The organism is Salimicrobium halophilum (genome assembly GCF_900100295.1).
Lineage (GTDB): Bacteria > Bacillota > Bacilli > Bacillales > Halobacillaceae > Salimicrobium > Salimicrobium halophilum.
This window is the reverse complement of the sequence record NZ_FNEV01000010.1, coordinates 1-26,413: the sequence shown is the minus strand read 5'-3', so window position 1 is coordinate 26,413 and position 26,413 is coordinate 1. Positions and strand designations below refer to the sequence as shown.

29 protein-coding genes, 14 tRNA genes and 1 rRNA gene are annotated in these 26,413 nt (G+C 48.5%); 38 read left to right on the top strand and 6 right to left on the bottom strand.

What is annotated here, in order from left to right; translation table 11 throughout:
• Positions 1–66: 66 nt before the first annotated feature.
• Positions 67–987 carry a diacylglycerol/lipid kinase family protein gene (locus tag BLQ44_RS13935; protein WP_093194507.1) on the top strand — a complete coding sequence of 307 codons (921 nt, stop codon included), beginning with the start codon at positions 67–69 and terminating at the stop codon, positions 985–987.
• On the opposite strand, the gene BLQ44_RS13930 is transcribed toward BLQ44_RS13935, so the two are convergent.
• On the bottom strand, positions 966–1,598 hold the full coding sequence (locus BLQ44_RS13930; RefSeq protein WP_093194506.1) for a class I SAM-dependent methyltransferase: 633 nt from the start codon (positions 1,596–1,598) through the stop codon (positions 966–968). The genes BLQ44_RS13935 and BLQ44_RS13930 overlap by 22 nt on opposite strands.
• Positions 1,599–1,729: 131 nt before the next feature.
• On the opposite strand from BLQ44_RS13930, the gene BLQ44_RS13925 reads away from it, so the two are divergent.
• From BLQ44_RS13925 to BLQ44_RS13905, 5 genes are all read left to right on the top strand, one after another.
• Positions 1,730–2,194: a MarR family winged helix-turn-helix transcriptional regulator gene (locus BLQ44_RS13925; RefSeq protein WP_093194505.1), complete on the top strand. Its 465-nt coding sequence runs from the start codon at positions 1,730–1,732 to the stop codon at positions 2,192–2,194.
• 133 nt (positions 2,195–2,327) lie between these two features.
• Positions 2,328–2,972 (top strand): SDR family oxidoreductase, encoded by a 645-nt coding sequence (locus BLQ44_RS13920; protein ID WP_281241427.1) that lies wholly within the window; start codon positions 2,328–2,330, stop codon positions 2,970–2,972.
• Positions 2,973–3,006: 34 nt separating this feature from the next.
• Positions 3,007–3,243: a glutaredoxin family protein gene (locus BLQ44_RS13915; protein WP_093194504.1), complete on the top strand. Its 237-nt coding sequence runs from the start codon at positions 3,007–3,009 to the stop codon at positions 3,241–3,243.
• Positions 3,244–3,333: 90 nt separating this feature from the next.
• On the top strand, positions 3,334–3,516 hold the full coding sequence (locus BLQ44_RS13910; RefSeq protein ID WP_093194503.1) for a hypothetical protein: 183 nt from the start codon (positions 3,334–3,336) through the stop codon (positions 3,514–3,516).
• A 143-nt stretch (positions 3,517–3,659) separates the two neighbouring features.
• Entirely contained in the window at positions 3,660–4,934 is a 1,275-nt protein-coding gene (locus BLQ44_RS13905) for an MFS transporter (RefSeq protein ID WP_093194502.1), read from the top strand.
• A gap of 427 nt (positions 4,935–5,361) precedes the next feature.
• Here BLQ44_RS13905 and BLQ44_RS13900 read toward each other — a convergent pair whose 3' ends face one another.
• Entirely contained in the window at positions 5,362–6,219 is an 858-nt protein-coding gene (locus tag BLQ44_RS13900) for a DegV family protein (protein ID WP_093194501.1), read from the bottom strand.
• 50 nt (positions 6,220–6,269) lie between these two features.
• Positions 6,270–7,187, bottom strand: a complete 918-nt coding sequence (locus BLQ44_RS13895) for a DMT family transporter (RefSeq protein WP_093194500.1) — start codon at positions 7,185–7,187, stop codon at positions 6,270–6,272.
• Between the two features lie 208 nt (positions 7,188–7,395).
• On the opposite strand from BLQ44_RS13895, the gene BLQ44_RS13890 reads away from it, so the two are divergent.
• Positions 7,396–8,865, top strand: coding sequence for a DEAD/DEAH box helicase (locus tag BLQ44_RS13890; protein ID WP_093194499.1), 1,470 nt, complete (start codon positions 7,396–7,398; stop codon positions 8,863–8,865).
• A 34-nt stretch (positions 8,866–8,899) separates the two neighbouring features.
• Here the strand turns inward: BLQ44_RS13890 and BLQ44_RS13885 are convergent, their stop codons facing one another.
• Positions 8,900–10,540: an ABC1 kinase family protein gene (locus BLQ44_RS13885; protein ID WP_176757533.1), complete on the bottom strand. Its 1,641-nt coding sequence runs from the start codon at positions 10,538–10,540 to the stop codon at positions 8,900–8,902.
• Between the two features lie 195 nt (positions 10,541–10,735).
• Positions 10,736–11,329, bottom strand: coding sequence for a rhomboid family intramembrane serine protease (locus BLQ44_RS13880; RefSeq protein ID WP_093194497.1), 594 nt, complete (start codon positions 11,327–11,329; stop codon positions 10,736–10,738).
• Between the two features lie 75 nt (positions 11,330–11,404).
• Here BLQ44_RS13880 and acpS point away from each other — a divergent pair, with 75 nt between their 5' ends.
• From acpS to BLQ44_RS13805, 15 genes are all read left to right on the top strand, one after another.
• Positions 11,405–11,761, top strand: a complete 357-nt coding sequence (gene acpS / locus BLQ44_RS13875; RefSeq protein WP_093194496.1) for a holo-ACP synthase — start codon at positions 11,405–11,407, stop codon at positions 11,759–11,761.
• 48 nt (positions 11,762–11,809) lie between these two features.
• Positions 11,810–13,309, top strand: a complete 1,500-nt coding sequence (locus BLQ44_RS13870; protein ID WP_176757532.1) for an NAD(P)H-hydrate dehydratase — start codon at positions 11,810–11,812, stop codon at positions 13,307–13,309.
• Between the two features lie 39 nt (positions 13,310–13,348).
• Complete coding sequence (locus BLQ44_RS13865) at positions 13,349–14,347, top strand: LolA family protein (protein WP_093194494.1); 999 nt, start codon at positions 13,349–13,351, stop codon at positions 14,345–14,347.
• A 451-nt stretch (positions 14,348–14,798) separates the two neighbouring features.
• On the top strand, positions 14,799–15,965 hold the full coding sequence (gene alr / locus BLQ44_RS13860; RefSeq protein ID WP_093194493.1) for an alanine racemase: 1,167 nt from the start codon (positions 14,799–14,801) through the stop codon (positions 15,963–15,965).
• 105 nt (positions 15,966–16,070) lie between these two features.
• A complete protein-coding gene (locus tag BLQ44_RS13855; protein ID WP_407690377.1) occupies positions 16,071–16,334 on the top strand; it encodes a CopG family ribbon-helix-helix protein in 264 nt (87 codons plus the stop codon).
• Between the two features lie 5 nt (positions 16,335–16,339).
• Positions 16,340–16,690: a type II toxin-antitoxin system PemK/MazF family toxin gene (locus tag BLQ44_RS13850; RefSeq protein ID WP_076560118.1), complete on the top strand. Its 351-nt coding sequence runs from the start codon at positions 16,340–16,342 to the stop codon at positions 16,688–16,690.
• Between the two features lie 182 nt (positions 16,691–16,872).
• Entirely contained in the window at positions 16,873–17,787 is a 915-nt protein-coding gene (locus tag BLQ44_RS13845; RefSeq protein WP_093194491.1) for an RsbT co-antagonist protein RsbRA, read from the top strand.
• A complete protein-coding gene (locus BLQ44_RS13840) occupies positions 17,784–18,140 on the top strand; it encodes an STAS domain-containing protein (protein WP_093194490.1) in 357 nt (118 codons plus the stop codon). Before BLQ44_RS13845 ends, BLQ44_RS13840 begins: the two co-directional genes overlap by 4 nt.
• Positions 18,141–18,143: 3 nt before the next feature.
• Positions 18,144–18,545 (top strand): anti-sigma regulatory factor, encoded by a 402-nt coding sequence (locus BLQ44_RS13835; protein WP_093194489.1) that lies wholly within the window; start codon positions 18,144–18,146, stop codon positions 18,543–18,545.
• Between the two features lie 15 nt (positions 18,546–18,560).
• Positions 18,561–19,571 carry a PP2C family protein-serine/threonine phosphatase gene (locus tag BLQ44_RS13830; protein ID WP_093194488.1) on the top strand — a complete coding sequence of 337 codons (1,011 nt, stop codon included), beginning with the start codon at positions 18,561–18,563 and terminating at the stop codon, positions 19,569–19,571.
• A gap of 66 nt (positions 19,572–19,637) precedes the next feature.
• Positions 19,638–19,970 carry an STAS domain-containing protein gene (locus tag BLQ44_RS13825; RefSeq protein ID WP_093194487.1) on the top strand — a complete coding sequence of 111 codons (333 nt, stop codon included), beginning with the start codon at positions 19,638–19,640 and terminating at the stop codon, positions 19,968–19,970.
• 2 nt (positions 19,971–19,972) lie between these two features.
• Positions 19,973–20,449 carry an anti-sigma B factor RsbW gene (gene rsbW, locus BLQ44_RS13820; RefSeq protein WP_093194558.1) on the top strand — a complete coding sequence of 159 codons (477 nt, stop codon included), beginning with the start codon at positions 19,973–19,975 and terminating at the stop codon, positions 20,447–20,449.
• Positions 20,421–21,203 carry an RNA polymerase sigma factor SigB gene (sigB, locus tag BLQ44_RS13815; RefSeq protein ID WP_093194486.1) on the top strand — a complete coding sequence of 261 codons (783 nt, stop codon included), beginning with the start codon at positions 20,421–20,423 and terminating at the stop codon, positions 21,201–21,203. The genes rsbW and sigB overlap by 29 nt, the downstream gene beginning before the upstream one ends.
• Positions 21,203–21,793 (top strand): SpoIIE family protein phosphatase, encoded by a 591-nt coding sequence (locus tag BLQ44_RS13810; RefSeq protein WP_093194485.1) that lies wholly within the window; start codon positions 21,203–21,205, stop codon positions 21,791–21,793. The genes sigB and BLQ44_RS13810 overlap by 1 nt, the downstream gene beginning before the upstream one ends.
• Before the next feature lie 76 nt (positions 21,794–21,869).
• Positions 21,870–24,017, top strand: a complete 2,148-nt coding sequence (locus BLQ44_RS13805; RefSeq protein WP_176757529.1) for a Tex family protein — start codon at positions 21,870–21,872, stop codon at positions 24,015–24,017.
• A gap of 18 nt (positions 24,018–24,035) precedes the next feature.
• Here BLQ44_RS13805 and cmpA read toward each other — a convergent pair whose 3' ends face one another.
• Entirely contained in the window at positions 24,036–24,155 is a 120-nt protein-coding gene (gene cmpA, locus BLQ44_RS13800; protein ID WP_093194483.1) for a cortex morphogenetic protein CmpA, read from the bottom strand.
• A gap of 55 nt (positions 24,156–24,210) precedes the next feature.
• On the opposite strand from cmpA, the gene BLQ44_RS13795 reads away from it, so the two are divergent.
• The 16 genes from BLQ44_RS13795 to BLQ44_RS13720 all read left to right on the top strand — a co-directional run.
• Positions 24,211–24,666 (top strand): SprT family protein, encoded by a 456-nt coding sequence (locus BLQ44_RS13795; RefSeq protein WP_093194482.1) that lies wholly within the window; start codon positions 24,211–24,213, stop codon positions 24,664–24,666.
• Positions 24,667–24,805: 139 nt separating this feature from the next.
• Positions 24,806–24,880: transfer RNA gene (locus BLQ44_RS13790), tRNA-Asn, on the top strand.
• Positions 24,881–24,884: 4 nt separating this feature from the next.
• A tRNA-Ser gene (locus BLQ44_RS13785) sits at positions 24,885–24,975 on the top strand.
• Between the two features lie 3 nt (positions 24,976–24,978).
• Positions 24,979–25,050, top strand: a tRNA-Glu gene (locus tag BLQ44_RS13780).
• A 4-nt stretch (positions 25,051–25,054) separates the two neighbouring features.
• A tRNA-Asp gene (locus BLQ44_RS13775) sits at positions 25,055–25,131 on the top strand.
• An 8-nt stretch (positions 25,132–25,139) separates the two neighbouring features.
• A tRNA-Gln gene (locus BLQ44_RS13770) sits at positions 25,140–25,214 on the top strand.
• 87 nt (positions 25,215–25,301) lie between these two features.
• A tRNA-Lys gene (locus BLQ44_RS13765) sits at positions 25,302–25,374 on the top strand.
• A 10-nt stretch (positions 25,375–25,384) separates the two neighbouring features.
• Positions 25,385–25,466, top strand: a tRNA-Leu gene (locus tag BLQ44_RS13760).
• A 7-nt stretch (positions 25,467–25,473) separates the two neighbouring features.
• Positions 25,474–25,545, top strand: a tRNA-Gly gene (locus BLQ44_RS13755).
• Positions 25,546–25,590: 45 nt separating this feature from the next.
• Positions 25,591–25,675: transfer RNA gene (locus BLQ44_RS13750), tRNA-Leu, on the top strand.
• A 10-nt stretch (positions 25,676–25,685) separates the two neighbouring features.
• Positions 25,686–25,770 (top strand) — tRNA-Leu (locus BLQ44_RS13745).
• A 19-nt stretch (positions 25,771–25,789) separates the two neighbouring features.
• Positions 25,790–25,866, top strand: a tRNA-Arg gene (locus BLQ44_RS13740).
• Positions 25,867–25,876: 10 nt separating this feature from the next.
• Positions 25,877–25,953: transfer RNA gene (locus BLQ44_RS13735), tRNA-Pro, on the top strand.
• A 23-nt stretch (positions 25,954–25,976) separates the two neighbouring features.
• Positions 25,977–26,050: transfer RNA gene (locus tag BLQ44_RS13730), tRNA-Gly, on the top strand.
• A 12-nt stretch (positions 26,051–26,062) separates the two neighbouring features.
• A tRNA-Ile gene (locus tag BLQ44_RS13725) sits at positions 26,063–26,139 on the top strand.
• Positions 26,140–26,219: 80 nt separating this feature from the next.
• A 16S ribosomal RNA gene (locus tag BLQ44_RS13720) occupies positions 26,220–26,413 on the top strand; the annotation flags it as partial.

Genomic DNA, 26,413 nt, shown 5'->3' with positions numbered 1-26,413 from the left:
AAGTTTAAGGAAGGGAGAGAAAGGAAATGATATCCTTAGTGTGTACATATAGAGGAGGAAATTCTCATGCCCCGTTTCAATAAAGGACTATTAGTCTATCATGCGAATGCCGGGAATGAAGAGATCGAACATAGCCTGGCACAGGTGCTGCCGGTGCTCGCGGCGGAAGTGAAACAGCTGATCACCGTACAAACGGAAGACATCGATGATTTATACCTCACAGCAGATAAATATAAACAGGAAATTGAAGTTTTTTTTATTCTTGGGGGAGACGGAACCGTTCACGAATGTGTCAACATCTTCGCTGAGGAAGAGAATGCGCCGCTTCTCGGGGTTCTTCCGGCAGGAACGTGTAACGACTTTGCGAGGACGCTCGGACTTCCGATGGATCTTGCTCAGGCAGCCCGCGCCCTTGTGAAGGGGGAAGCGAAGGAAGTGGATATCGGAAAAGCGGACGACAAATATTTTGCGAACTTCTGGGGGATCGGTCTCGTCACGAAGACATCTCATAATATCGACGAAGACCAGAAAGATAGTCTCGGGGTACTCAGTTATTTCATCAGTGCTTTCAAGACGATGAGTGGAGCGGAGACGTTCTCTTACAAGCTGGATCTGGATGGGAAAGAGATGGAAGGGGAAGCCGTCATGCTCATGGTGATGAACGGAGGGTTCATAGGTACGAGGCAGGTGCCTGACCCTGACATCAAACTCGATGATGGCTATTTCAACATCATGGTCGTGAAAGATTCGAATTTCCGTCTGTTCCGGGAGCTGATGACGATGAACCGGCCGTGGACGAATGAAGATAATTTCCGGGAGCTGGCGTATGCCAAAGCATCTCACATCAAGATCTCTTCGGACCCTGTCGAAGAAGTGGACAGAGACGGGGAGATAGAAGGTGAGACTCCTGCTGAAATCCACCTTCTCCCGAAACATCTCTCGTTCCTCGTAGGGAACCAGGGGACTCATGTAGCTTTCTCTGACTGAGCTTTTTTCGATATAGCTACCCCAAGCGGATAATGGATGTTCTCACGCCGGGGTTCGATCAGTACGCCTTTTTGATAGTAGAAGGATGTTTCTTCGTAATCCTCGAATAGATTCTTAAATTCTTCCACGGTCAGCTGATGGACGTGGAATTTCGATCCGGAGGGAATGCCGCGTCCTTCGCCGAAAGGAGTGGAAACGATCAGCGTGCCTCCGGGTTTCAGAAGTCGGTAATAGTTACGTAGCAGTTCCTGTTCTTCTTCGATGTGTTCAATCGTTTCGAAGCTTACGATAGAGTCGAAGGTGCCGAGTTTTTCAGGAAGCTCCTGGTCGATGGCATTATGCACCTGGAAGGAAGACTTGGGATGATAGTATTTCCCTTTGGCGTAGCGTATGATTTCTTCATCGATGTCTACACCGACGACTTCGTCGACTTCTTTCTTTCTGTGTTTGGCTATCATATGAGTTCCGTACCCTGCCCCGCAGGAAAGATCGAGGACACGACCGTACAAGTGCGGCAGGGCGAATTGATATCGTGCCATATGTTCGAGCAACAGCATGTTCTCGGGGCTCATAAATTCAGGGATGACCCTTTCTCCTGTATCTTCAAGCAAGAATTCTCACCGCTTTCTGTATATACTACCGTCATTATGACACAGGTGACGGAAATAGAATAGGTTTGACACGGGAGAAAGGGGATATCTATACTAACGTTAACGATATTATACAGGAGAGGACGAAGCGTATGGACGAACAGGAGTTATACAGAAAGAAAAAAGAAGACCCTTCCTTGAAATTGTTCGTCGTATTGGCGAAAGCGGAAAGAGCGATTGCCGATCTGGCGAAAGATGATATACAAAAGCATGGCTTGAACCCGACAGAATTCGGGGTGATGGAACTTCTCTATCACCAGGGAGAGCAGCCGCTACAGAAGATAGGAGAGAAGATTCTGCTCGCGAGCGGAAGTATTACGTACGTCGTGGACAAACTCGAGAAGAAGGGGTACCTGGAACGGGTCCCGTGTCCGACAGACCGCCGGATTACTTACGCGGCAATTACGGATAAAGGGAAAGAGTTGTTGAATCAGATTTTCCCTGATCACTGGAAGCGTCTGGAGACGGTGATGGGTGGTCTGACCGATGAGGAAAAAGAACAGATCATTCCGCTGTTGAAGAAGCTCGGAATGTTTGCGGATGAGCTGAAGAAGTAGAAGAGGGAACTCTTCTGCTTTTTTTAATGGAGAAATGTCAGAAAAACAGGCCCAACGCTGACGTTATGCATTTTCGTTGGTTTTTCCTGCTGATGGAAAGGGTATGGGAGAGGCATAGACACGTGTTGGGGAGGTGTTTCTGATAAAAGTTCTAGTTATAGGAGCAGCAGGAAGAGTAGGGAAGCTTGTGGTAGAGAAATTGAAACAGACGACATCCTATACGCCTGTTGCGATGGTACGTTCCAAAGATCAGAAAGAGATGTTTCAGAAGGATGGGGTCTCGGCCGTGCTCGGAGATCTGGAGAAAGATTTCGAATCCGCCTATGCGGACGTCGATGCCGTCATCTTCGCTGCGGGATCAGGAGCAGATACAGGAGCAGAGATGACGATCATCATCGATCAGGAGGGCGCTATCAAGGCTATCGACCGTGCGAAACACTTCGGGGTGCAACGCTTCGTGATGCTGAGTTCCATGGCAGCGGATCGCCCGGAAGCAGGGAACCGCGAAATCAAACACTACTTGTTCGCTAAACATAGAGCTGATGAATATCTGAAATCTTCAGGGGTACCTTATACGATCGTACGCCCAGGTCCGCTCACGAATGAAGATGGGACGGGGACGGTCTTTCTCAGTGAACATGTGAACGGAGGCGAATCCATAGCAAGAGAAGATGTGGCGGCTGTACTTGTCGCGGCATTGACGCACCCGAAAGCAGAAGATAAGAGTTTCGACGTAGTGCAAGGAGATACTCCTGTGGAGGATTTGTTCCGCCACTAGACAGAAAAAACAAGGCATCCAGGAGGGATTGAAAGTGAGCGGAAAACGAGTAGTTTTGTATACGAGTGAACCATGTGCCCAATGTGATAAAGTCAGAGAGCTACTTGATTCCTGGGGCGTGACTTACGAAGAGAAGACCGTCACCGGAAACCTTGAAAACCTCAGAACGATGCAACAGGAAGGTGTATACGGCACGCCGGTGACTTTCGTGGAAGGGGAGAAGGTTCTCGGAGTACAGAGGGATAGATTGAAGAAGAAATTGGCTGTTTGAAAATGGGCGCGGGAGAACTCCCGGCCCTTTTCACATTTCAGGGAAGTGTACATATAGTTGAGATATAAAGGTAGAAAGGGGAGGGGATGTATGTATCCGCCAAAAGGATGGCCTCCTTATCCTCCGGAGTATCCACCCATGGAAGAGGACCCGCCTTCGAAGTCGATTGATATGGATGAACTTCTGACCACGACGAATCAGGTGCTTGATACAGTGAAGCAGATCACACCGGTCATCCAGGACATCGGGAAAATGCTGAAGCAGATGAAGTAGCGAACGCTTTCATGGATGAGGGGAAAGAGATATAATGGAATAATTACCAGACAAAGCGGGGCGACCCGCTTTTTTTCTGAGCAGAAAAAAGGTAGAAGTGGGAGTAATTTCGCAATCTTCGCTTTAAAGAAGGAGGCTTTAACATGAATCAAAAACCACCGATACATACCAGATTCTATTACGGATGGGTGATCGTCTTCGTGGCGGCCCTTGGCGTGTTTTTCTCAGGGCCGGGACAAACCTATTCCAATTCGATTTTCATAGATTACTATATCGAGGATTTCGGATTCAGCCGTTCCATGGTGTCCGGCTTATATTCTGTAGCTACTTTAGCGGCCGGATTCACCCTATTCATGGTAGGGAGGATGGTGGATCGTTTCGGGCAACGGGTCATGATGATCGGTGTCGGTACCGGACTGGCTCTTGCCTTGTTCTGGAATTCCGCCATCATGGGCCCGGTCATGATGTTCATCGGCTTTTTCCTGATCCGCCTTCTCGGACAGGGGTCGATGACGCTGGTGCCGAATACACTTGTCCCTCAATGGTTCATCAAAAAGCGGGGCCGGGCTTTGAGTGTCATGGCCATCGGTACCTTCGCCAGTTCCGCTTTGTTCCCGCCTCTGAATGCTTGGCTGATCGAATCGTTCGGATGGCGTACGGCATGGGTCGTGCTCGGTATTTCCATTCTCGTGATTTTCGTGCCGCTCGCATTTTTGCTGGTCCGCAACCAGCCTGGTGATGTGGGAGCGCGACCGGACGGCGTTCCTCAAAGGAAGCCCGGGGAAGAGGATATCAGCGGAGAAATCAGTGAAGTGAGCTGGACGCTGAAGCAGGCGATGCAGACAAGGACCTTCTGGTTCATTCTCTTCTGTGTGATGGTTCCGGCACTCGTCAATACAGCCGTTACCTTCCATATCGTATCGATCATGGACATGAAAGGGCTCGGTGTCGGAATAGCGGCGACGATTTTGACAGTCATGGCGGTAGTCGGTTTCCCGACAACGTTTCTTACGGGCTATTTGGCCGATCGTTTTTCCATCCACTACGTGCTCGCCATCACGTTTTCCGGTCATATTCTTACTCTGGTACTCCTGTTCTTTACGGACTCTGTCGTTCTCGCATTCTCTTTCGCGGTGGTGTGGGGAATGGTGAACGGGTTTGAAAGAATCGCTTTGAACATTGTGTGGCCGAATTATTTCGGGCGCATGCACCTCGGGAGTATCAAAGGGTTGGCGCAAACCGTCATGGTCATCGGGTCAGCCCTGGGGCCGCTGCCGTTCGGTATCTTTTATGATTTGTTCGGAGGATATCAGGAGGCGATCGTCGCTATTCTCATCTTTCCGATAGCGGCGACGATTCTGGCTCTTCTTTCTCCGAAACCGGACCCCGAGCGGTACGGGGTCGATACGGAAAGTTAACGGGGTGGAGACGAAAGGACGCTATAGCTGCTGCGTCCTTTTTTCTTATGCTCCGAGTTTTTTTGCGCGACACTCAGGAAAGATAATCTTGTTTGAGTGTCGCGCTTTTGTTGAATCAGGACGTTCAGGAACTATTTCAGTTGGTGAGTGGACAGGTATGGTTTTTGCGGTCCACTCACGTTGCCTTTATATGCTTGAACGTCTCGCAAAAGCTTTTTATGCTTGTAAAAAGAGGCTCGAATCTGAAGTTCAGATTCGAGCCTCTTATATAGTTTTCAGTGGGGTGATTCCACATTTTTCAGATCGAGCTACGACACCTAGCCCTTAGCGACATAAGAAAAAATCACCCATAAAGAAGAAAAGTGTTTCTTTAGGGTGATTTTTTCTTATGCGAGAAGGGCTGAGCAAGGTGTCTCCGCTTTTCCTTTTAATCCTTATAAAACGCCACAACAAGCCCGCCTTCGCCGGAATAGGTGGAGATGAGCGGTCCCATTTCTGTCAGGATCGAGTCTTTGAACGGGTAGGTTCCTTTGATTTTCTCAAGAAGAGCCTGGGCGTTCTTTTCATCGTTGCAATGGGAGATGGCGATCACTTTATCTTCGAAATCAGAAGTATATTCGCCGATCTGTTCCACGAGACGTCGGATCGCTTTTTTGTTTCCGCGGACTTTCTCCGTAACATCGATATCTCCCACTTCTTCAGTCGCTTTCATGAGGAGCTTGATGTTCAGCGTCTTTGCGATCGTACCTTTTACGCGGTCGAGTCTTCCGCCCTTGATTACGTTCTCGAGCGTTTTCAGCACGAATAGGGTCGTCGCCTTCTCCAGACGTTCTTCCATATGGGAAACGATATCCTCGAAAGCCATTCCCTCTTCGATCCGTTTTACAGCGTCATCCGCAAGCAAAGCTACGCCACAGGAAGCGGTCTTCGTATTGATTACAGCGATTCGTCGGTCCGGCTCTTCCTCGAGAAGCATCTGTTTCCCCATTTCTGCATGCTCATAGGTGCTGCTCAGCCCTTGCGTCAGCGCAAGGTTCAAAATCGGAGTATCCGGGTCGACGGATTTATACATTTCATAGAAGTCATTAGGGCTCGGGGACGAGGAGCGCGGGAGCTCATCAGCGGCTTTCAGCTTTCGATAAAAGCTTTGAAGATCGAGGTCCACCCCGGTTTTATATTGTTCCTCTCCGAAATGAAGGTTAAGAGGAACTACTTTGATGCCCTGTTTTTCGATGAAAGAGGAAGGAACGTCTGCTCCTCCGTCGATAATGATTTGAATTGTCATAACACGTCACCTGCTCTCTGTAAAATCGTTTCGTATAGTATAACAGAATCTCACCCTCGTCTTCTCGCTGAATACGAAAGCGTCGGTTTTCTTTTACGGGTCGTACTCAGGATGAAAATCATCAGACCGAATAGGACGACGGCCCCTCCGAGAAGCTGTGTCCAGCTCAGGATTTCGTCAAACAGGAAATAAGCCATTATGGACGCTCCGACCGGCTCAAGAAGAACGGCCATAGAAATCTGGGACGTACTCACCCATTTCAGGGACCAGTTTAACAGGGAATGACCGAGAAACGTAGGAATCAGCGCCAAAGCGAGAAAGATCAGCCATTGCTCTCCGCTATGTCCGAGGAAAGAAGCGGGAGAGGGGAGGTTGTATAGAAATAGAGTGACCGTCGCCATTCCATAAACGAGCCACGTGTATGAAGACAGTGTCAGGCGCTTTCTCACGCTCTGACCAATCAGGAAATAGCCGGTGACCATGGCCCCGCCGAGCAGTGCGAGAATGTCCCCGTACAGTGCTTCTCCCCCTGCCTGGAAATCCCCCCAGCCAAGGACGATACTCCCTGTGATGGCAATCATCATGCTCAGGACAGCTCCTGCTGAAAAACGTTCACGGAAGAAGAAGTAAGTCCCGAGGAATGCGAAAATCGGCTGGAGAGAGACTAGAACGACGGAGCTTGCAACGGATGTATATTTTAAGGACTCGAACCACAGAATAAAATGAGCGGCCAAAAATATTCCGGCCATGATAGAGAAGCCCGCATCCTTCTTCGTTATGGATTTCAGGTGATCCCGATGCTTCAAGAGTACCCATGGTGTCATAAGAACGACGGCAATGCCCAGTCGGTAAAAAGCGATGATGGCAGCGGGGGCATCGCCGGCCAGTCGAACGAAAATGGCGGAAGCTGATATCGAGAGGATAGCTACGGCGAGTACGGCATATATTGCTGCAGGAGGCCTGTTCAACGCGATTCCTCCTTTAGTTATGAAAGATTAACATCATTCTACCATATAATATGATTGAAAAGCATCGGGAAAGTGTGTAGAATGGTAATAGTCAATTAACAAGTGAATCCGTTTGTCAACATCATCATGGCCTCTCCAGATTGAAAGCGGCAGAAGGCTTTTTTTATTGAGATAAAGGATTTTTACACAAAAGGAGTATGCAAAGAACGTGACTAAATTCAATTCATTAGGTTTATCAGATCCGATTTTGAAAGCTTTAGATCATATGGGATTTGAAGAAACGACACCCATTCAGGAACAAACGATTCCCCTTGGAATAGAGGGGAAAGATGTTATCGGCCAAGCGCAGACTGGTACCGGTAAAACAGCAGCTTTCGGAATCCCTATGATCGAAAAAGTAGACAAGCAGGTACGCGGCGTACAGGGCCTTGTAGTTGCCCCGACCCGTGAACTTGCGATTCAAGTAGCGGAAGAGTTGAACCGACTAGGTAAAAACGCAGGAGTCCGTGCACTTCCGATCTATGGCGGTTCCAACATGGAGCGTCAGATCCGTGCGCTTAAGAACAACGAAATCGTTGTTGCGACACCGGGACGTCTCCTCGATCATATCCGGAGAAAGACCATCAAATTGCAGCAGGTTCATACCGCTGTTCTTGATGAAGCGGATGAAATGCTCAACATGGGCTTCATCGACGATATCCGTGATATTCTGAAGGCTCTTCCGGAAGAACGTCAGACGCTTCTCTTCTCTGCAACGATGCCGAAAGAGATCCGTGACATCGCAACGACCCTCATGAACAACCCGGAAGAAGTGAAAGTGAAAGCGAAAGAAATGACAGTATCGAATATCGAGCAGTATTATGTGGAAATTGCGGAAAAACATAAGTTTGATGCATTAACACGTCTTCTTGATATTCATGCTCCGGATCTTGCTATCATCTTCGGACGTACGAAGCGTCGTGTGGATGAAGTTGCGGATGCCCTTCAAGTACGCGGATTCCGCGCAGAAGGTATCCACGGAGACCTTACACAAGGAAAGCGTATGTCTGTTCTGAAGAAATTCAAACAGGGGCGCATCGAGATTCTCGTCGCTACCGACGTAGCAGCGCGTGGTCTTGATATCTCTGACGTTACACACGTATATAACTTCGATATCCCGCAGGATCCTGAAAGTTATGTACACCGTATCGGTCGTACCGGCCGTGCCGGACGTAAAGGGGAATCCATTTCCTTCGTAACGCCACGTGAGAAAGACCAGCTGCACCTGATCGAGAAGCTTACGAAGAAAAAGGTCGAAAAGCTTCGCGTTCCTTCTTATAAGGAAGCGATCAAAGGCCAGCAGGACATCGCTGTTACGAAACTCGTCGAGAAGATGAACGATGAGGACATCAATGATTACAAGCAGGCGGCCAGTGATCTTATGGATCAGTACGAAGGCCAGGATCTCGTGGCGGCAGCTCTTAAGATGCTGACGAAAGAACGTAAAGAAGTACCAGTGCGTCTTTCTTCCGTTCAACCGATTAGCACGAAGAACGCGAAACGTGATAAGTTCAGTGGTAAGAAACGTGGTGGAGGCGGGGGCCGTAACTACAAAGGCAACTCCAAGAAACGTCCTTACAATAACAAGAACAAGAACAACAGCAACCGTAACTTCAATCAGAATAACAAGGGTAAATAAACACCCATACAAAAACGCGCCGGAAGCATTGCTTCTAGCGCGTTTTGTTTTTGAATTTATGCTTGGAACGGAAGATGGAGACAATGAGATATACCCCAAGAATCAGGGATAGAAAGAAAAGAGACCAGAGGAACCAGGACAGCAATTGATAGCCTTCATCCGGTCGGAAGACGGACAGCAGTAAAGACAGAGCGATGATGAAGGAGGAGAGTAGCAGAGTGATAGCGAGACGGTTCACCATAATGTGGAAATGGGCGATGATCTTCTCCCAGCCTTTCGGTTCGACTCCCACGTTCATTCCGTTTCTCATCATCCGTTTGATCAGGAGAGGTGTATCTGCACCGATATCCTTCCACAGCTTCGTATATCTCCACAAGTCTTTGGTCAGGTGTTCCGGGTGATATCGTTCCTTCATCCAATACCTGCTCTGTTTCTCGAGTGTTGACTGTAATTCGAACTCCGGATCGATCGCCCGTCCCGTCCCTTCAGCCATGATAAGCGTTTTGAACAATAAGGCGGCGGTAGGAGGAAGTCTCAGGTGATACCGGCGAAGGATGGTGAAGAGATCTCCGAGCACTTCCCCGAGCGGAATGTCCTGGAGTGCACGACCACTTGTGCGTGAGATCAGCCGTTTCACATCCACAGTAAGAGCATCCGTGTCCGCCTTCTGTCCGGAATCAAGCGTTATATCGAGCAGGGCATCCGTAAGCAATTCGGCATCTTTCGTTGAAAAGGAAAGAGCGATATTCATCAGCTTCTGCCGGGTATGGAAATCGATGGTACCGATCATTCCGAAGTCGAGAATGATGAGCTCGTCTTCGTCATTCAAAAGAAAATTCCCCTGGTGAATGTCTGCGTGAAAAACGCCGTCTTCGAACACCATTTTCAGAAGTACCTCCGCCGAAAGCTCGGCGATCTCTTTGCGCGTTTTTCCGAAACCCGGGTCTTCACTATGCTTTATGCTGTATTCAGCGAAACGGAGACCTTCCATGTATTCCATGGTCAAGACACGTGAAGTCGTCCGGTCATAGTCCGTGAAAGGAATGTGGACGTTCGGCCATCTATGGAAGTTACGGGAGATGGTTTCCATGTGCTCTGCTTCTTTGCGGAAATCAAGCTCTGTCCGCAGCGTCTCTGCGAATTCATAATACAAGTCTTCGATCTGTCTGGTTTCTTCCACTTTCGGAAAATGGACAAGCCGGTGACTGAGTCGTGATAAGATCTTCAGGTCCAGCTCTACCTGCTCAGCGATTCCGGGCCTCCGGACTTTCACTGCAACTTCCGTCCCTTCTATCGTCCTCCCTTTATGTACCTGGCCGATGGAAGCTGCAGCCAGAGGCGTTTCGTCTATATAGGAAAAGGTAGAAGAGATCGGTCCCAATTCTCCTTCGAGGACCTCCCGGATATGATCGAAAGGGAGGGGAGGGACTCCAGTCTGAAGCTTTTCGAGCTCCGCCGTGATTTTCTCCGGTAACAGGTCGTGCCGGGTAGAGAGGATTTGACCGAACTTTATGAAGGTGGTTCCGAGCTCTTCGAATGCCTGACGCAGGTGAATGCCTGTAGTGGAGCGGTTCCTGGCATTTCTGAGGCCGGCTCCTTCGAGCATGTGGCTGAGGCCATGTTTGGAGAATACTTTGAGAACCTGACGATAGCGTTTGGATGTAGTGATGGGCATGACAATCTCCTTTCTCCGCTTTTTTAGGGCGGGGGTTTTGCGCCACTCTTGGAGAGATTGGAAACGTGAACGGCGTGCTTCTATGAAAAGGGAACGTCCGAAGCGGAAGACAGCTTGTGAGTGGGGCATTAAAAATTTCGCGGTATACTCGTCTTGCTGTTTTTCTCCTGAACGTTCCGTGAAAACTTTTACAGGCTACAATTTCCTTAACAGAGGCGGGGCGAGGGCGATGCCGCCGATGAACCCGAACAGGTGACCAAGGACGTTGATGTTCGGCTGGAGAAAGGTCATAATAAGTCCAAGAGCGATGATGACCGTAATGATCTGGGAGCTGGCCTGGTCGAGAAGGTCTTTACGCGCGAATAGCATATAAGCATAGATTCCGAACAAGCCGAAGATGGCTCCTGAGGCGCCGAGATGGGAATAGAAAGCTCCCGGCTCCGCTGCATAGGTTCCTACGTTTCCTGCAATTCCGGCAAGCAGGTAGGCGATGATGAATTTCCCTTTCCCAAGCATACGCTCCAGCGCCGGTCCGAACAGAACCAGAGAGAAGGAATTGAACAGCATGTGGGAAAGTCCGGCATGCAGGAAGATAGGTGTGACGAGTCTCCAATATTCTCCCTGGTTGATCAGGAAGTTGTTCCCGACACCGAGTTGTTTCCATTCTACGGCGAATGGAAGAGATAGAACATCCATCATCAGCCACAATACAATGTGAACAGCCACGATGAAGGAAATGACGGGATAGAATTTCAGAAAGTCTTGAAAGCTTTCCGTACGTAAAAACATAAGAGATCTCCTTTTAATGGATTTCCTTTTATTCAAAGGGACGAAACGATTATATGAACAAAGGACAGGGTAGAGATGATAACAGGTATAGGTATAGATATCATTGAAATCGAACGTATCACAAAAAGTATAAAGCGAAACCCGCGCATGATTCAACGAATATTGACTGAACAGGAAGAGGAAAAGTACTATTCTTTGTCAGAAACGCGTAAGAAAGAGTACGTAGCTGGTCGTTTCGCCGTGAAAGAAGCGACAGGGAAAGCGCTCGGTACAGGTGTAGGTAAAATCGGATTCCGGTGCATCCATGTAGAAAATGATGCGTCCGGAAAGCCGATGCTGCGAGTGGAAGGATGGGAAGAATTCAGGTTCCACGTCTCTATTTCTCACAGTGAGCACTATGCGGTTGCGAATGTCATTGCAGAACAAACATAAACATGCCTTTCATCTCATATGAATATAAGGCAGGTAGGAGGGGACTTCATGCAGGTGGTGCGTGCGGAAGAAATGTACGAATGGGACAGGAAAGCGATAGAAGCGTACGGCCGGGAGGGGCACATTCTTATGGAAAATGCCGGTCGTACGATTGCCGAGCAGGTGCTTCGTGATTTTTCCGGAGAGGAGAAGTTTCTTGTACTGATCGGTGGTGGGAATAATGGAGGAGACGGGTTCGTTCTTGCACGGATTCTCCGGGACAAGGGGAAGAGTGTAACGGCTATCCAGGTCGTTCCCGATGAAAAAATCAAAGGGGACGCTCAGTACCACAAGGAGATATATGAGCAAAGCGGGTACGTGCTGGATTCGTTATCTGAGGAGGACTGGGACAGGAATACGGTCGTCATTGATGCGATGCTCGGTATCGGTGTGGATGGACCTCTTCGTCCCCCTTTCGATGAATTGGTAGAGAAAGTAAATGCCTCGTATCTTGCAAAAGTCAGCGTCGATATTCCTTCCGGTCTTCCTGCAGATGAAGGGGCAGAAGACTTTCAGGCTGTACAAGCGGATATCACTTACATCGTCCAGGCGCCGAAGCAGTCCTTATACCTCGATGACACAAGAGGGTTCTACGGCGAATGGAGGATCCTCGACATAGGTCTTCCACCCGCGGCTTCCCCTGAAACCGGATGTAGGGTGTGGAGCGAGGAAGCTGTGAGGGAGAGTTATCCGGCGATTCCCGCATCCGCCCATAAAGGGACCAGGGGAAAAGGGTTGGTCATCGGCGGAGGTCATATGATGCCCGGGGCGCTCATAATGGCGGCGAAAGCATCGATCAGGGCTGGCGCAGGCCTGACGACGGCGGCTACCGTTCCTGCTATTGTACCGTCGATTGCTCCGTCGCTCCCTGAATTGATGTTTACAGGCGTGACGGAAACAGATGGGGTCATCACCGATATCGATGCCGGGATTCTGGGCGGGAAGGACGGGGTGGCTGTCGGAGTAGGAATGGGCCGGGATCCTCGAAGTCAGTCAGTGGTAGAAACGCTGCTCACCGGCACAGAGGGACGTCTCCTGATTGATGCGGACGGTCTTTACCACTTGAAGGATCTCCTGTCTTCCCTTAAAGAGAGAGAAGGAGAAACTGTGCTTACTCCCCACATAGGAGAAATGGCTCGTCTGTGTGACAAAGAAATCGCTGAGGTGAAGAGAAACCCATTCTCTCTGAGTAAGTCCTTTGCCAGGGAATACGGTGTGTCCCTTGTGCTGAAGGGACCGGCGACAATCATCACCACCCCTGGCGGAGAACAAGTAGTTGAAACTTCCGGCAACGAAGGGCTCTCTAAAGGAGGGAGCGGGGATGTGCTTACAGGCATTTTATTGACTACGATGATGCAACATTCCTCTATGAAAGAGGCTCTCTCTAACGGGTGTTTCTTGCACGGTCGTACAGCTGAGTTGGTGATAGAACGTACGAGGACGGTATACGACATTGTACCGACCGATTTGATCGACCATTTGTCCCTTACTTTCCGCACCATGGAATGAACCTTCTATCCTCTCATCTGAGATGAAGGAGTGGGTAGTTTGCTTAGAGTAATCAAGCCTCTGCTTTTAGGAGCATTTCTTTTTCTGGCTGCTTGTGGAGACATGTCGCAGGAAGACGTAGTGAGCAAGCTGAAAGATAAAGCGGGAGAAATGCCGGGATATCGGACGAATGCAGCTATGGAGATGAAAACGGGTGAAGAAGAGCAGAAGTATGACGTGGAGATCTGGCATAAAAAGGGTGACTTTTACCGAGTTCAATTGGACAGTGAACGGGAAGACAAGGGAGAACAGGTGATTCTGAAGAACGCGAACGGCGTCTTCGTGCTGACCCCTTCCCTGAATAAAAGCTTCAAATTCCAGAGCAACTGGCCGGAAGAGACAAGCCAGCCTTATTTATACGAATCCCTGATCCGGGATATCGAAAATGATGAAGATTCTACATTTACAGCGACCGAGAATTACTACAAATTCGAAACCAAGACGAACTATCATAACCGTCAGTCTCTACCGACCCAGGAGATTTATTTCGATAAGAAAGAACTGACCCCTGTGATGGTACAAGTACTTGACGAGGAACGGAATACAGCGGTGGAAGTCCAGTTTTCAGGTTTTGAAAAAGATGACTCGTTCAAAGACTCCGATTTTGATGTGGAATCCAATATGGCGATAGCGACTGCAGCGACTGCGGACAGCAGGACAGCATCTCTCGAAGTGCTTTATCCGCTCCGGACTTTCGGTGCAGAATTGACGGATAGTCTGGAGACGGAAACGGTGGACGGGAAACGCGTGATTCTTACCTACGGGGGAGAGAAAGGGTTCACGCTTGTGCAGGAAAAAGATATGGCCCGTGCCGTAAGTACGGAAGAAAGCGTCCAGGGAGAAGTCGTCACTCTGAAGGACGGCACAGTAGGAGCGATCAGGGATGGTCATCTGCAGTGGCAGAAGGATGGCACGTCCTATCATTTGGCGAGTGAGACATTGAATGAAGAAGAAATGATAGAGGTGGCAGCTTCTGTGGAGGCCAAAGCCCCTAAATAAAGAACGGAGTGGAGCAGGCTGTCAGGGTCTGCTTATTTTTTTGTGCTTTTTTGAGGGGAAGCTTTGGGTTATGAGGTGAATTTTACGCATTCAGGTGGCGAAGCTGTCGCATACTTTTTTTAATGCGACAGTCTTGGTCATTGGCAGTTTTGAAAGTATTGCATAATGATTTTTATGACAAAATTTTCGATGAAATTAATGGATTATTGTCGCATAACACACGAAGTTCGTAATCGGGGCTTCTGAGCGGGATGTTTCCGCTTTTCTAATTGTCTAGCTACGACATCCAGAAGCCCGTGTCCTAAGTAGCCCGGATCAGAAAAAGGAAGAGCACTTTTGTCTGACCGGTCTACTTAGGCCAGAGCTTCTAAGCGGGATGTCTCCGCTTTTCTTGACAACCACCGAAGAGAATTCAATAATTGAAGAAATCAACAAGTAGGAGATGTCTGCGATGGAAGAGAAGTTTTACCGTGATTCATGGGCGGAAATAGACCTGGATGCGATTGCCAACAACGTCCGTGAGTTGAAGCATCGGCTTTCTGAAGAAACGGGTGTCTATGCTGTGGTGAAAGCGGATGGATACGGGCATGGCGACGTTCAGGTTGCCAGGGCTGCGTTGGAAGCCGGAGCCGAGCGGCTGGCTGTAGCGCTTCTTGATGAAGCTCTGCGTCTCCGGAAGGCCGGATTCACTGCTCCGATTCTGGTGATGGGGTATACCCGTCCTGAAGATGCGGCTGTCGCTGCGGAGCATGATATTACGGTTACCGCCTATCAGGAAGAGTGGGTGGATAAGGTGGAAGGAACCGGGAAGCATCCTGTGAAGGTCCATTTGAAAATGGATACGGGTATGGGGCGCATCGGTGTGCGGACAAAGGAAGAGATGGATGGTGTCCTTTCTGCAATCCGGCGCAACGAGAACATAGAACTGACCGGAGTGTTCACTCATTTCGCGAAAGCGGATGATGAAGATTTGTCTTATTATGAAGAGCAGAACCGCCGTCTCGAGGGGTTGCTTGGACATTTTACGACACAATGGACAAAGGAAGTGACGGTACATACAGGAAACAGTGCGGCCAGTATGCGATTCCCGGAACAGATGCATCATTTCGTACGTTTCGGCATCAGCATGTACGGCCTTTACCCCTCCGGAGATGTCAAAAAAGAAAAACCGATCTCGCTGAAACCTGCCTTCTCGCTACACAGCAATCTGGTTCATGTCAAAAAACTCGAAGCCGGGGAGTCTATCAGCTACGGCACTACCTATGAAACAAAAGGGGAAGAATGGATAGGTACGGTACCTCTTGGATATGCTGACGGATGGATCCGTAAACTTCAGGGAGCCGAGGTGCTCGTAGACGGGAAAAGATGTGAGATCGTAGGCCGTATCTGTATGGATCAATTCATGATCCGACTGGACAAGTCCCATCCCGTAGGCACGGAAGTTGTTCTGATAGGGAAACAGGGAGAGGATGAAATAGAAACGGATGAAATAGCAGATCATTTGGACACGATCAACTACGAAATCCCCTGCATTATATCGAGCCGGGTGCCAAGGGTCTACAAAAAGGGCGGAGAGACGACGGCAATCTCCCATCGTCTCCAGGCACCTATCGTCTGATGTTCAAATAGGGCTTTGCAATAGAATGCTTGCAATGGTACTATTGAAATAGCAGATGACTGGTGTAAAGAGAGAATGGTGGAGGTGTATGATTTGTCGGAGAGCATGCAGGAAATAGTCTTAAAAGTTCCGGAAACCCTTCTCAATGAAGTAGATGGGTATGTAGAGACAGAACAATGCGATCGAAATGATTTTCTTTGCCAGGCAATGAAAATGTATTTGCGTGAAAAAAAAGAACGACAAATTCGTGAGTCTATGTGTCAGGGCTATATGGAAATGGCAAAAATCAATTTAAATATCGCTTCAGAAGCTTTTCAAGCTGAAGAGGAGGCAGAGCATACCCTCGAGCAATTAGTGAGTGGGGTGTGAAGCCGTTGATAGTCAAACGAGGAGACGTTTATTTCGCTGATTTGTCCCCAGTAGTAGGTTCCGAGCAGGGGGGAGTCCGTCCGGTGCTCGTCCTGCAGAATGATATCGGGAACCGTTTCAGTCCTACTGTAATCGTGGCGGCGATCACAGCGCAAATACAAAAAGCCAAATTACCAACGCATGTAGAAATCGATGCAGAAAAATATCAGTTCGAACGGAACTCTGTCATATTGCTGGAGCAAATCAGAACGATCGATAAACAACGTTTGACAGACAAGATTACGCACCTGGACGAATCGATGATGCTTCGCGTCAACAAAGCTTTACAAATAAGCTTGGGGCTTATTGATTTTTAAGAGACTGCTTTTCAGCAGTCTCTTTGTTTATGTAAGAAAAAATTTACATAAAGTGAAAAGAATGTATATAGTGTGAAAAAATATGTAATATGGCTCGTTTAGTATAACTGTATGACGATTTTTGTTAAAATGATAGAAGTATGATATTTATTGAGCTTTCCATAGCCTGGAGGTAATGACCGATGGAAAAAGTACTGAAAGACTTAGTATTAACGAATAGTGATGAAATAGTTCGGATGTGGATGGAACAGGTGAAGAAGAACCAGCAGGGTGAATTTTACCAGTCTATCTCTGAAGAAATGCTTGAAAATACAAACCGTGAATTCGTCAACGTCATCTTTGAAGGAATCAAGAAAGGGGAAATCGCTAAGACTCCTCTCGATGAATTTGCAGAACGACTGATCAATTTGGGGTGGCCTCTCACTTATCTTACAGATGGTATGCAGGTATTCCGCAGGTCCCTCGTGAAGTTCATCATCCAAAAATGGGACGACCTTGACTTTTCCCAAGCGGAACATGTCTATGAACTCGGGGATGAATACTTCTCCTGGGTGTTAGAGAAAGTCGATGAGTGGGTGGACCCTCTCATCAATGAGCTGGTCTCTGAGTATTCCGGCAGCTGGGAGAATATCGTATCGCTTCAACGCGTTGCCCTGCAGGAGTTGTCGGCGCCACTGATTCCCGTAATGGATAACATAACAATCATGCCCCTGATCGGTACCATCGATACAGAGCGCGCGAAGATGGTGATGGAAAGTCTATTGGACGGGGTGATCAAACATAACGCAGAAGTCGTGTTGATTGATATCACCGGTGTACCTGTTGTCGATACGATGGTAGCCCATCATATCATCCAGGCTGCGGAAGCCGTCCGTCTGATAGGTGCCCGCTGTATTCTTGTAGGAATCCGTCCGGAAATCGCCCAGACGATTGTGAACCTCGGAATCGATCTCGGTAAGTTTCCGACGAAGAGTTCCCTCAGAAAAGGGTTCCAGACGGCGCTTGAACTGACGAACAGAGAGATAGTGGAGAATCAGAACCAGGAATACGAAATAGAGAACCTGATTGACTCGTTGGATCGGAGTGATAACGAATGAGAATCCCAATTTTGAAATTGCATAACTATTTACTGATTTCTATACAGACAGAACTGGACGATAAGACAGCCATCCAATTTCAGGAAGATTTACTCGAAAAAATACATGGAAGCGGTGCGACCGGAGTAGTCATCGATTTGACCTCTGTGGATATCGTCGACTCTTTTATTGCTAAAGTGCTCGGAGACGTGGTTACCATGTCTGACCTTATGGGGGCGAAAGTAGTCCTTACTGGCATACAACCAGCTGTAGCTGTTACCCTGATAGACCTTGGTATTCATTTGCAGGATGTGCCTACAGCACTGGATCTCGAACAAGGGTTGATAAAGCTGCGTCAAGAATTGGAGGAGTAAGGTATGAGCGATCAGTCCTGCGTTTATATAAAAAAAGAATGGGATATCGTAGCAGCGAGGCAAATGGGCCGTGATATCGCAACCAAAGTGGGGTTCGGCACAGTGGACCAGGCACGGATTGCTACGGCTATTTCAGAACTGGCCCGTAATATCTATCTTTATGCCGGTTCCGGTAAAATTTGTTTTGAAGCTATCGAAACTGTTCAGAAAAAAGGTATTAATATAAAAGCGATCGACGAAGGGCCCGGAATCAGTGATCTGGCCCAGGTTATGGAAGACGGCTTTTCCACGTCAGGAGGTCTCGGGGCAGGGCTTCCAGGTGTGAAAAGGCTGATGGACGAATTTGATATCGTATCGAAGTCCGGCGAAGGGACGACGATCGAATCCACGAAGTGGCTCCGATAAAAGGGAGGGTGAACAATGAATACCTTAAGGCTGGACCTTGAGAATTACCGTGATTTATTGGCAGAGTACATTCGCACGAAAGATGAACGTGCGCTCTATCAGGCTGAGCAATTCAGTAAACAATCCATGCAACAGAATATCTCTCCGGAAGAGATCATAAATGTCCACTTGCGTTCATTGCAGGAACTATACCCGGAACTTCCGGATTATATTCTGGATTCGTTTGATTTTCTGATGGAAACAATGATGTCCTACGGTCTGGCTTATCAAGAGTTTCAGGCTCTTCGTGAGAAACAGTTGGAATTGAAGTCAGAAATATCCGTGGCGGCCAATATGCAGAAAACATTACTATCTACAACCAAACCGGAAATAGAGGGTCTGGACATCGGAGCCTTGAGTGTCCCGGCTAAACAGATGAACGGGGACTATCACCATTTTGTCATCGATGATGAAGGATCGCTCGGTGTGGCTGTGGCTGACGTGATAGGAAAAGGTGTCCCGGCAGCTTTGTGTATGTCCATGATCAAATATGCGATGGACAGTTTTCCTGAGTTGCGGATGGATCCGAAATATATCCTTGGAAGTCTCAACCGCGTGGTGGAGAGGAACGTAGATTCGAATATGTTCATCACCATGATGTATGGAATGTACAATACAGAAGACAATACGTTTTCCTATGCATCCGCAGGTCATGAACCGGGATTCTACTATCACAAAGAGAGAGATGAATTCGAGGAAATATCAGCGCCAGGACTCGTACTTGGTGTTTCTCCTGACTCGATGTACGAGCAGTACCAGAAACAGGTCGACGAAGGCGATATGATCGTTTTGCTGACAGATGGGGTTACGGAATGCAGAAAAGGAGACGATTTCATTGAACAGGAAGAGATTCTCGAAGTAATCCGGGAGTATAAAGACCTTCCTTCGCAGGAAATCGTCGAGAACGTATACAAGTATTTTGAACGCCTTCAGGATTTTCAGCTGCGTGATGATTTCACCCTGATTGTTTTGAAAAGAGATGTTTAATCACACAGAGTGATGGGAATACGTAGGATTAGTTACTTTGAAGCAACACAGGGAGGAGTGTCTCAAGTGAATTTAAATATAGATGTAAAACAGCCGGAAGAGCGTTATTCGGTGATGACGCTTGAAGGGGAAGTGGACGCGTTCACGGCTCCGAAATTGAAGGAGGAGCTGCTGCCGCTTACAGAAGCGGAGAATGCTCTGGTAGAAGTAGACCTCGGAGGAGTGAACTACATGGATTCCACCGGGCTTGGTACGTTCATCAGCGCACTCAAATCCACGAAGGAACATGGATCAAGAATGCGACTGGTACAAATGGAAGACCGCGTATACCGTCTGTTCAAGATAACCGGACTTACGGAAATAATGGAGATCGATACCTCCGTCAGAGGTGGCATGTAATGGTGGATACATTTGATTTCGTTGAAGTGAAAGTACCGGCCAAGCCTGAATATATTGGTGTCGTTCGCCTGAGTGTATCAGGTATCGCTAACCGTATGGGATTCAGCTATGAAGATATCGAAGATTTGAAAGTGGCAGTATCCGAAGCGATAACAAATGGTGTGGAGCACGCTTATAGTGGGGAGGAAGATGGCGAACTCACTATAGGTTGCGGGGTGTACACGGATCGTTTGGAAATTATGGTTGCGGATCATGGCGGAAGCTTTAACCTCGAGCAGGTGAAAGAAGAAATCGGACCTTACCAGCAGGAAGATAGCGTAGAAGATCTTCGTGAAGGCGGATTCGGACTGTTTCTCATCGATGCTTTGATGGATAAAGTCGAAATCAAGAGTGAGCATGGAGTGATCGTGCTGATGACGAAATATCTCCATGAAAATGAGGTGGGCCGTGATGGCGACCAAGTATCAACATCACAATGATGAAGTATACGAGTGGATCGCTTACTTGCAAGACAACCCCCGCGATGAAGAAGTGCAGGAGAAAATCGTCCTCGTATACAACGATCTTGTAGAATCGATCGCAAGAAAATACAGCAAAAACAGTACCATCCATGAAGACCTCGTACAGGTTGGAATGCTCGGCTTACTTGCTGCTATCAGAAGGTACGACCCTTCTTACGGTAAGTCTTTCGAATCGTTCGCTATCCCGACGATCATCGGGGAAATCAAACGTTTCATCCGTGATAAGACATGGAGTGTCCATGTCCCGCGCCGTATCAAAGAACTCGGTCCGAAAATCAAGAAAGCGGCCGAGGAACTTACGAGCGACTTGCAACGTTCTCCATCCGTCGTTGAAATTTCCGAATACCTGGAAGTTTCCGAAGAGGATGTACTGGAGACCATGGAAATGGGCAAAAGCTATAAAGCATTATCGGTGGACCGTAAAATCGAGGCCGATTCTGACGGAAGTACGGTCACGATTCTCGACCTTATCGGTGATCAGGAAGATGGATACGAAAACATCGACCAGCGAATGCTTTTGGAGAAAGTTCTTCCTATTCTCAGTGAAAGAGAACAGGAGATTCTTCAGTGCACCTACTTCAAAAACATGAGCCAGAAGGATACAGGAGAACAGCTCGGTATTTCGCAAATGCACGTGTCCCGATTGCAGCGCCGCGCCTTGCGTAAGCTTAGGGAAGCTCTTCAATCCGAATCGATGGAGGCTTTCCGCTAATGGACAAGCCGTCCCTGAATGTAGCGACGTACCAAAAGGCGAAGCAGGGAAATTATTTTTGTGGGGACAGCTACATTTATAATGAAACGGACGATAACTTCATATGCGCCCTCGCAGATGGTCTTGGAAGCGGAGAGCTCGCCAAAGACGCGTCGGAGGCTGTGATGAAAGTGATTGAAGAGAACCCTGACGCCACGATCCGCTATCTGGTGGAACAATGCAACCGGGTTTTAAGTGGAAAACGGGGCGTTGTTTTAGGTATTTTGCGTATTGATAAGAAAGAGAAAGCTTATGCTTACTCTTCTATCGGTAACATAGGGATCGTAATCGTTGATGCGGCTGGAACGAAAAGCAGAAACATTCCTCTGCCGGGGTATTTGGCAGGTTATCCGCGGGACCTTCGTGTCAAACGTGGAACGCTCGAGGAAGGGATGAGATTTCTCGTTTTTTCTGATGGCGTAGACGAAAGGAAGTTGTCCAAGCTTTTCTACCGGGCGAAGACAGTGCAGGATCTGATTGATCAGTACGACCTGGAGTTCGGTCAATCACGGTCGGATGATACGACGTTGATTGCAATGGAATATAACTAGAAAGTCTCATTCTTTAAAGAAAAGAGTGAGGCTTTTTTCGTTTCTGGTACAATGGAGGAAGATTGGTAAGGGAGGCATGGAAATGATGGATCAAACAGTAATCAAAAAGGTGGCTTCCGAGACATCGATCAAAGAATCAGCAGTCAACGAAGTATTGAAGCTGCTCGGAGAAGATTTCACCGTCCCCTTCATCGCCCGTTATCGTAAAGATCAGACAGGCGGATTAGATGAAGTGCAGATCAAAGATATTGAAGATAGCTATACGTATGAACAGAACGTGAGGAAGCGGAAAGAAGAAGTCATTCGTCTTATCGACGAACAGGGAAAGCTTACCCCCGAGTTGAAGAAGGATCTCGAACAGGCCGAGAAACTTCAGAAAATCGAAGACCTGTATCGTCCGTATAAGCAGAAAAGAAGAACGAGAGCGACTGTCGCTAAAGAAAAAGGACTGGAACCACTGGCGAAGCTTGTATGGGAAGACCCCCAGGCGTCAGCGGAGGAGGAAGCGAAAGGTTATATATCGGAAGAGAACGAATTACATACCGCGGAAGATGTGCTTCAGGGTGTCCAGGACATCATAGCAGAATGGATCGCCGATGAACCGGAGTACCGGGACTACATCCGGAAAGAGACATACAAAGGTTCTATTTCATCAGAAGTGAAGAAGGAAGACCTTGATGAAAAAGGGGTCTACGAAATGTATTATGAATTTCAGGAATCCCTGAAGAGTCTTGTCTCTCACCGGATCCTGGCTCTTAACAGAGGGGAAAAGGAAGGTGTCCTGAAAGTGAACATCCATCCTCCGGAGGACCGCATCCTTTTTTATCTTCAACGGAAAACCGGGGCGGAGAAGCAGGACATTCTACAGGAAGCAGTGGAAGATGGCTACAAACGGCTGATCAAACCTTCCACCGAAAGAGAGGTTCGTAAAGAACTCACAGAGAAAGCGGAGGAACAGGCAATCCAGGTATTCTCCGAGAACTTACGCAGTCTGCTTCTGCAGCCACCGCTCCGTGGGAAGACCGTGCTCGGGGTAGACCCTGCTTATAAAAGCGGATGTAAGCTCGCCGTCGTAGATGAGACCGGGAAAGTCCTGGATATTTCCGTCATTTACCCTACGCCTCCTCGTAAGGACGAACAGGGGGCGGAGAAGAAAGTAACGGAGTTCATGGATAAGTACGGCATTGAATTGTTTGCTATAGGAAATGGAACGGCCTCCCGTGAAACGGAGCAGTTCTTTGCGGGGCTCATCCAGAAGCATGCCTGGGAAGCGCCATACATGATTGTGAATGAAGCGGGGGCAAGTGTCTATTCCGCTTCGAAGCTCGCCCGTGAAGAATTCCCTGATTTTCAGGTGGAAGAGCGGAGCGCTGTTTCGATTGCCAGAAGGGTCCAGGATCCACTGGCGGAACTTGTGAAAATCGACCCTAAATCTATCGGGGTGGGTCAGTACCAGCATGACGTGAGTCAGAAACGGTTGAACGAATCCCTGACGTTTGTGGTGGAGACGGCCGTCAACCAGGTAGGGGTCAATGCGAATACGGCTTCCTCTTCCTTGCTTCAATATGTGTCAGGGCTGAATAAGACAGTCGCCGGAAATATCGTGAAGAAGCGGGAAGAAATAGGGAAATTCGATACCCGTAAAGAACTGAAAGACGTACCGAGACTCGGAGCCAAGACGTTTGAGCAGAGTATCGGATTCCTGCGTATACCTGAAGGAAAAGACCCGCTCGATCAGACTCCGATTCACCCGGAGAGTTATCCGGCGGTTCGTCAGCTCCTCGAAGAGCTCGGAGTCCAGAAAGGCGACATCGGTACGACCGCCCTTTCGGAGAAATTGGATGCAGTGGATGTCCGCGCTACAGCGGATCGGCTCGGAATAGGGGCGTGGACACTGGAGGATATCATCGTTTCCTTGAAGAAACCGTCCCGTGACCTGAGGGATGATCTTCCGAAACCACTACTTAAGACGAATGTACTTACAATGGAAGATCTCGAAAAAGGGATGGAACTCGAAGGTACGGTACGAAACGTCGTAGACTTCGGTGCATTTGTCGATATCGGAGTAAAACAGGACGGGCTCGTCCACATTTCGAAGCTCGCCAATCGATTCGTCAAGCACCCGATGGATGTCGTTTCTGTCGGAGATGTGGTAACCGTCTGGGTGGAAGAAGTGGATCTGAAGAAACAGCGTGTCGCTTTGACGATGGTCAAACAATCATAACCTGAAGGGGAGTCCCCTTCAGGTTTCTTTTTTCCATATGGTATCATAGTAGAACCAGCATCGGTTGAGCAGCAGTATGCGAGGGATGTTTTTATATCGGTATGCTTCTCTCAGTTGAGATATAAGCCAGGAAGGCATAAGATCACTCCCCTGTACTGACAGGATATGCAAAAAAGAAAAAGAGGTGAAGGATATGACGGATGAGCAGTTGCTGGAGTGGACCAGGCAGATTTCCGCCGATCAGTTCGGTCGCGAATTCAAAGACCACATAAGTTTCAATAAACGTCTGCGCACGACCGGCGGAAGATATTTGCCGGGGAAAAGGAAGATCGAAATCAATCCTTCTTACTTAGATGAGTGGGGAAAGGATGAAGTAGAAGGGATCATCAAACACGAGCTGTGCCATTACCACCTTCATATAGAAGGGAAAGGGTATAACCACCGGGACAAAGAATTCCGCCAATTGCTGAAAGAAACGAATTCCCCGAGACACTGCACCCCACTGCCTTCGGCAAAGAGGCGTCCTATGCATGAATACAAGTGCGAAACGTGCGGCTACCTGTATAAAAGACAGAGACGTGTGGATGTAAAGAAATACAGGTGCGGGAGATGTAAAGGTATTTTAAAAAAGTTAAAGGAAAGTTATTGACGAAAGCATGTCCCCGTGTTAAATTAGTATAGCCGTCGAAAGAGAGCGGCGCTAAAACATTTTTCACGAAAAAAAGTGTTTGACACGAAAAGATACATATTGTATGATATTAAACGTCGCTGATTTTGCGACATACTATTCCACCGTAGCTCAGTGGTAGAGCAATCGGCTGTTAACCGATCGGTCGTAGGTTCGAATCCTACCGGTGGAGCCATTACGGAGAAGTACTCAAGTGGCTGAAGAGGCGCCCCTGCTAAGGGTGTAGGTCGCGTAAGCGGCGCGAGGGTTCAAATCCCTCCTTCTCCGCCATATGGCCCGTTGGTCAAGTGGTTAAGACACCGCCCTTTCACGGCGGTAACACGGGTTCGAATCCCGTACGGGTCACTCCGGTCCGGTAGTTCAGTTGGTTAGAATGCCTGCCTGTCACGCAGGAGGTCGCGGGTTCGAGTCCCGTCCGGACCGCCATTAATGATTGGGCTATAGCCAAGCGGTAAGGCAACGGTTTTTGGTACCGTCATGCGCTGGTTCGAATCCAGCTAGCCCAGCCATTTTTCTTTTGAATTTTCTCTTGACTTCAAAAACGCAAAGTTATATAATAGCTTTTGTGCTTGAAAAACGAATGCGGTTTTCATAGCGAGCCATTAGCTCAGTTGGTAGAGCATCTGACTTTTAATCAGAGGGTCGGAGGTTCGAGCCCTCCATGGCTCATAACTCCCAAGCGGGTGTGGCGGAATTGGCAGACGCGCTAGATTTAGGATCTAGTGTCTTACGACGTGGGGGTTCAAGTCCCTCCACCCGCACTTCTTTGCGGAAGTAGTTCAGCGGTAGAACACCACCTTGCCAAGGTGGGGGTCGCGGGTTCGAATCCCGTCTTCCGCTCTTTACTTAATAGTTGGTGCGGCCGCAAAGCGGCAAAACTGCCATGCCGGGGTGGCGGAATTGGCAGACGCGCTAGATTTAGGATCTAGTGTCTTACGACGTGGGGGTTCAAGTCCCTCCACCCGCACCATTAATTCCATGCGGTCGTGGCGGAATCGGCAGACGCGCTAGGTTGAGGGCCTAGTGGGAGTTTATCCCGTGGAGGTTCAAGTCCTCTCGACCGCACTTTCGTAATTTCATATAGGCGCCCGTAGCTCAATTGGATAGAGCGTCTGACTACGGATCAGAAGGTTAGGGGTTCGACTCCTCTCGGGCGCACCATTTCTTCTTACGGGAAGTAGCTCAGCTTGGTAGAGCACTTGGTTTGGGACCAAGGGGTCGCAGGTTCGAATCCTGTCTTCCCGACCATCGATACTTCCTTACAAAAGAATGCGGGTGTAGTTTAATGGTAAAACCTCAGCCTTCCAAGCTGATGACGGGGGTTCGATTCCCCTCACCCGCTCCATTATAAATACATGGGCCTGTAGCTCAGTCGGTCAGAGCGCACGCCTGATAAGCGTGAGGTCGGTGGTTCAAGTCCACTCAGGCCCACCATGATTAGATCTTTGAAAACTGAACAATGTTTTATGCCATGCGTCAATTTTTTTAAAATTACTATTGAGCTAATCAATACTCTTATGGAGAGTTTGATCCTGGCTCAGGACGAACGCTGGCGGCGTGCCTAATACATGCAAGTCGAGCGCGGGAAGCGAGCTGAAGCCCTTCGGGGCGGACGCTCGTGGAACGAGCGGCGGACGGGTGAGTAACACGTGGGCAACCTACCTGTAAGACCGGAATAACCCCGGGAAACCGGGGCTAATGCCGGGTA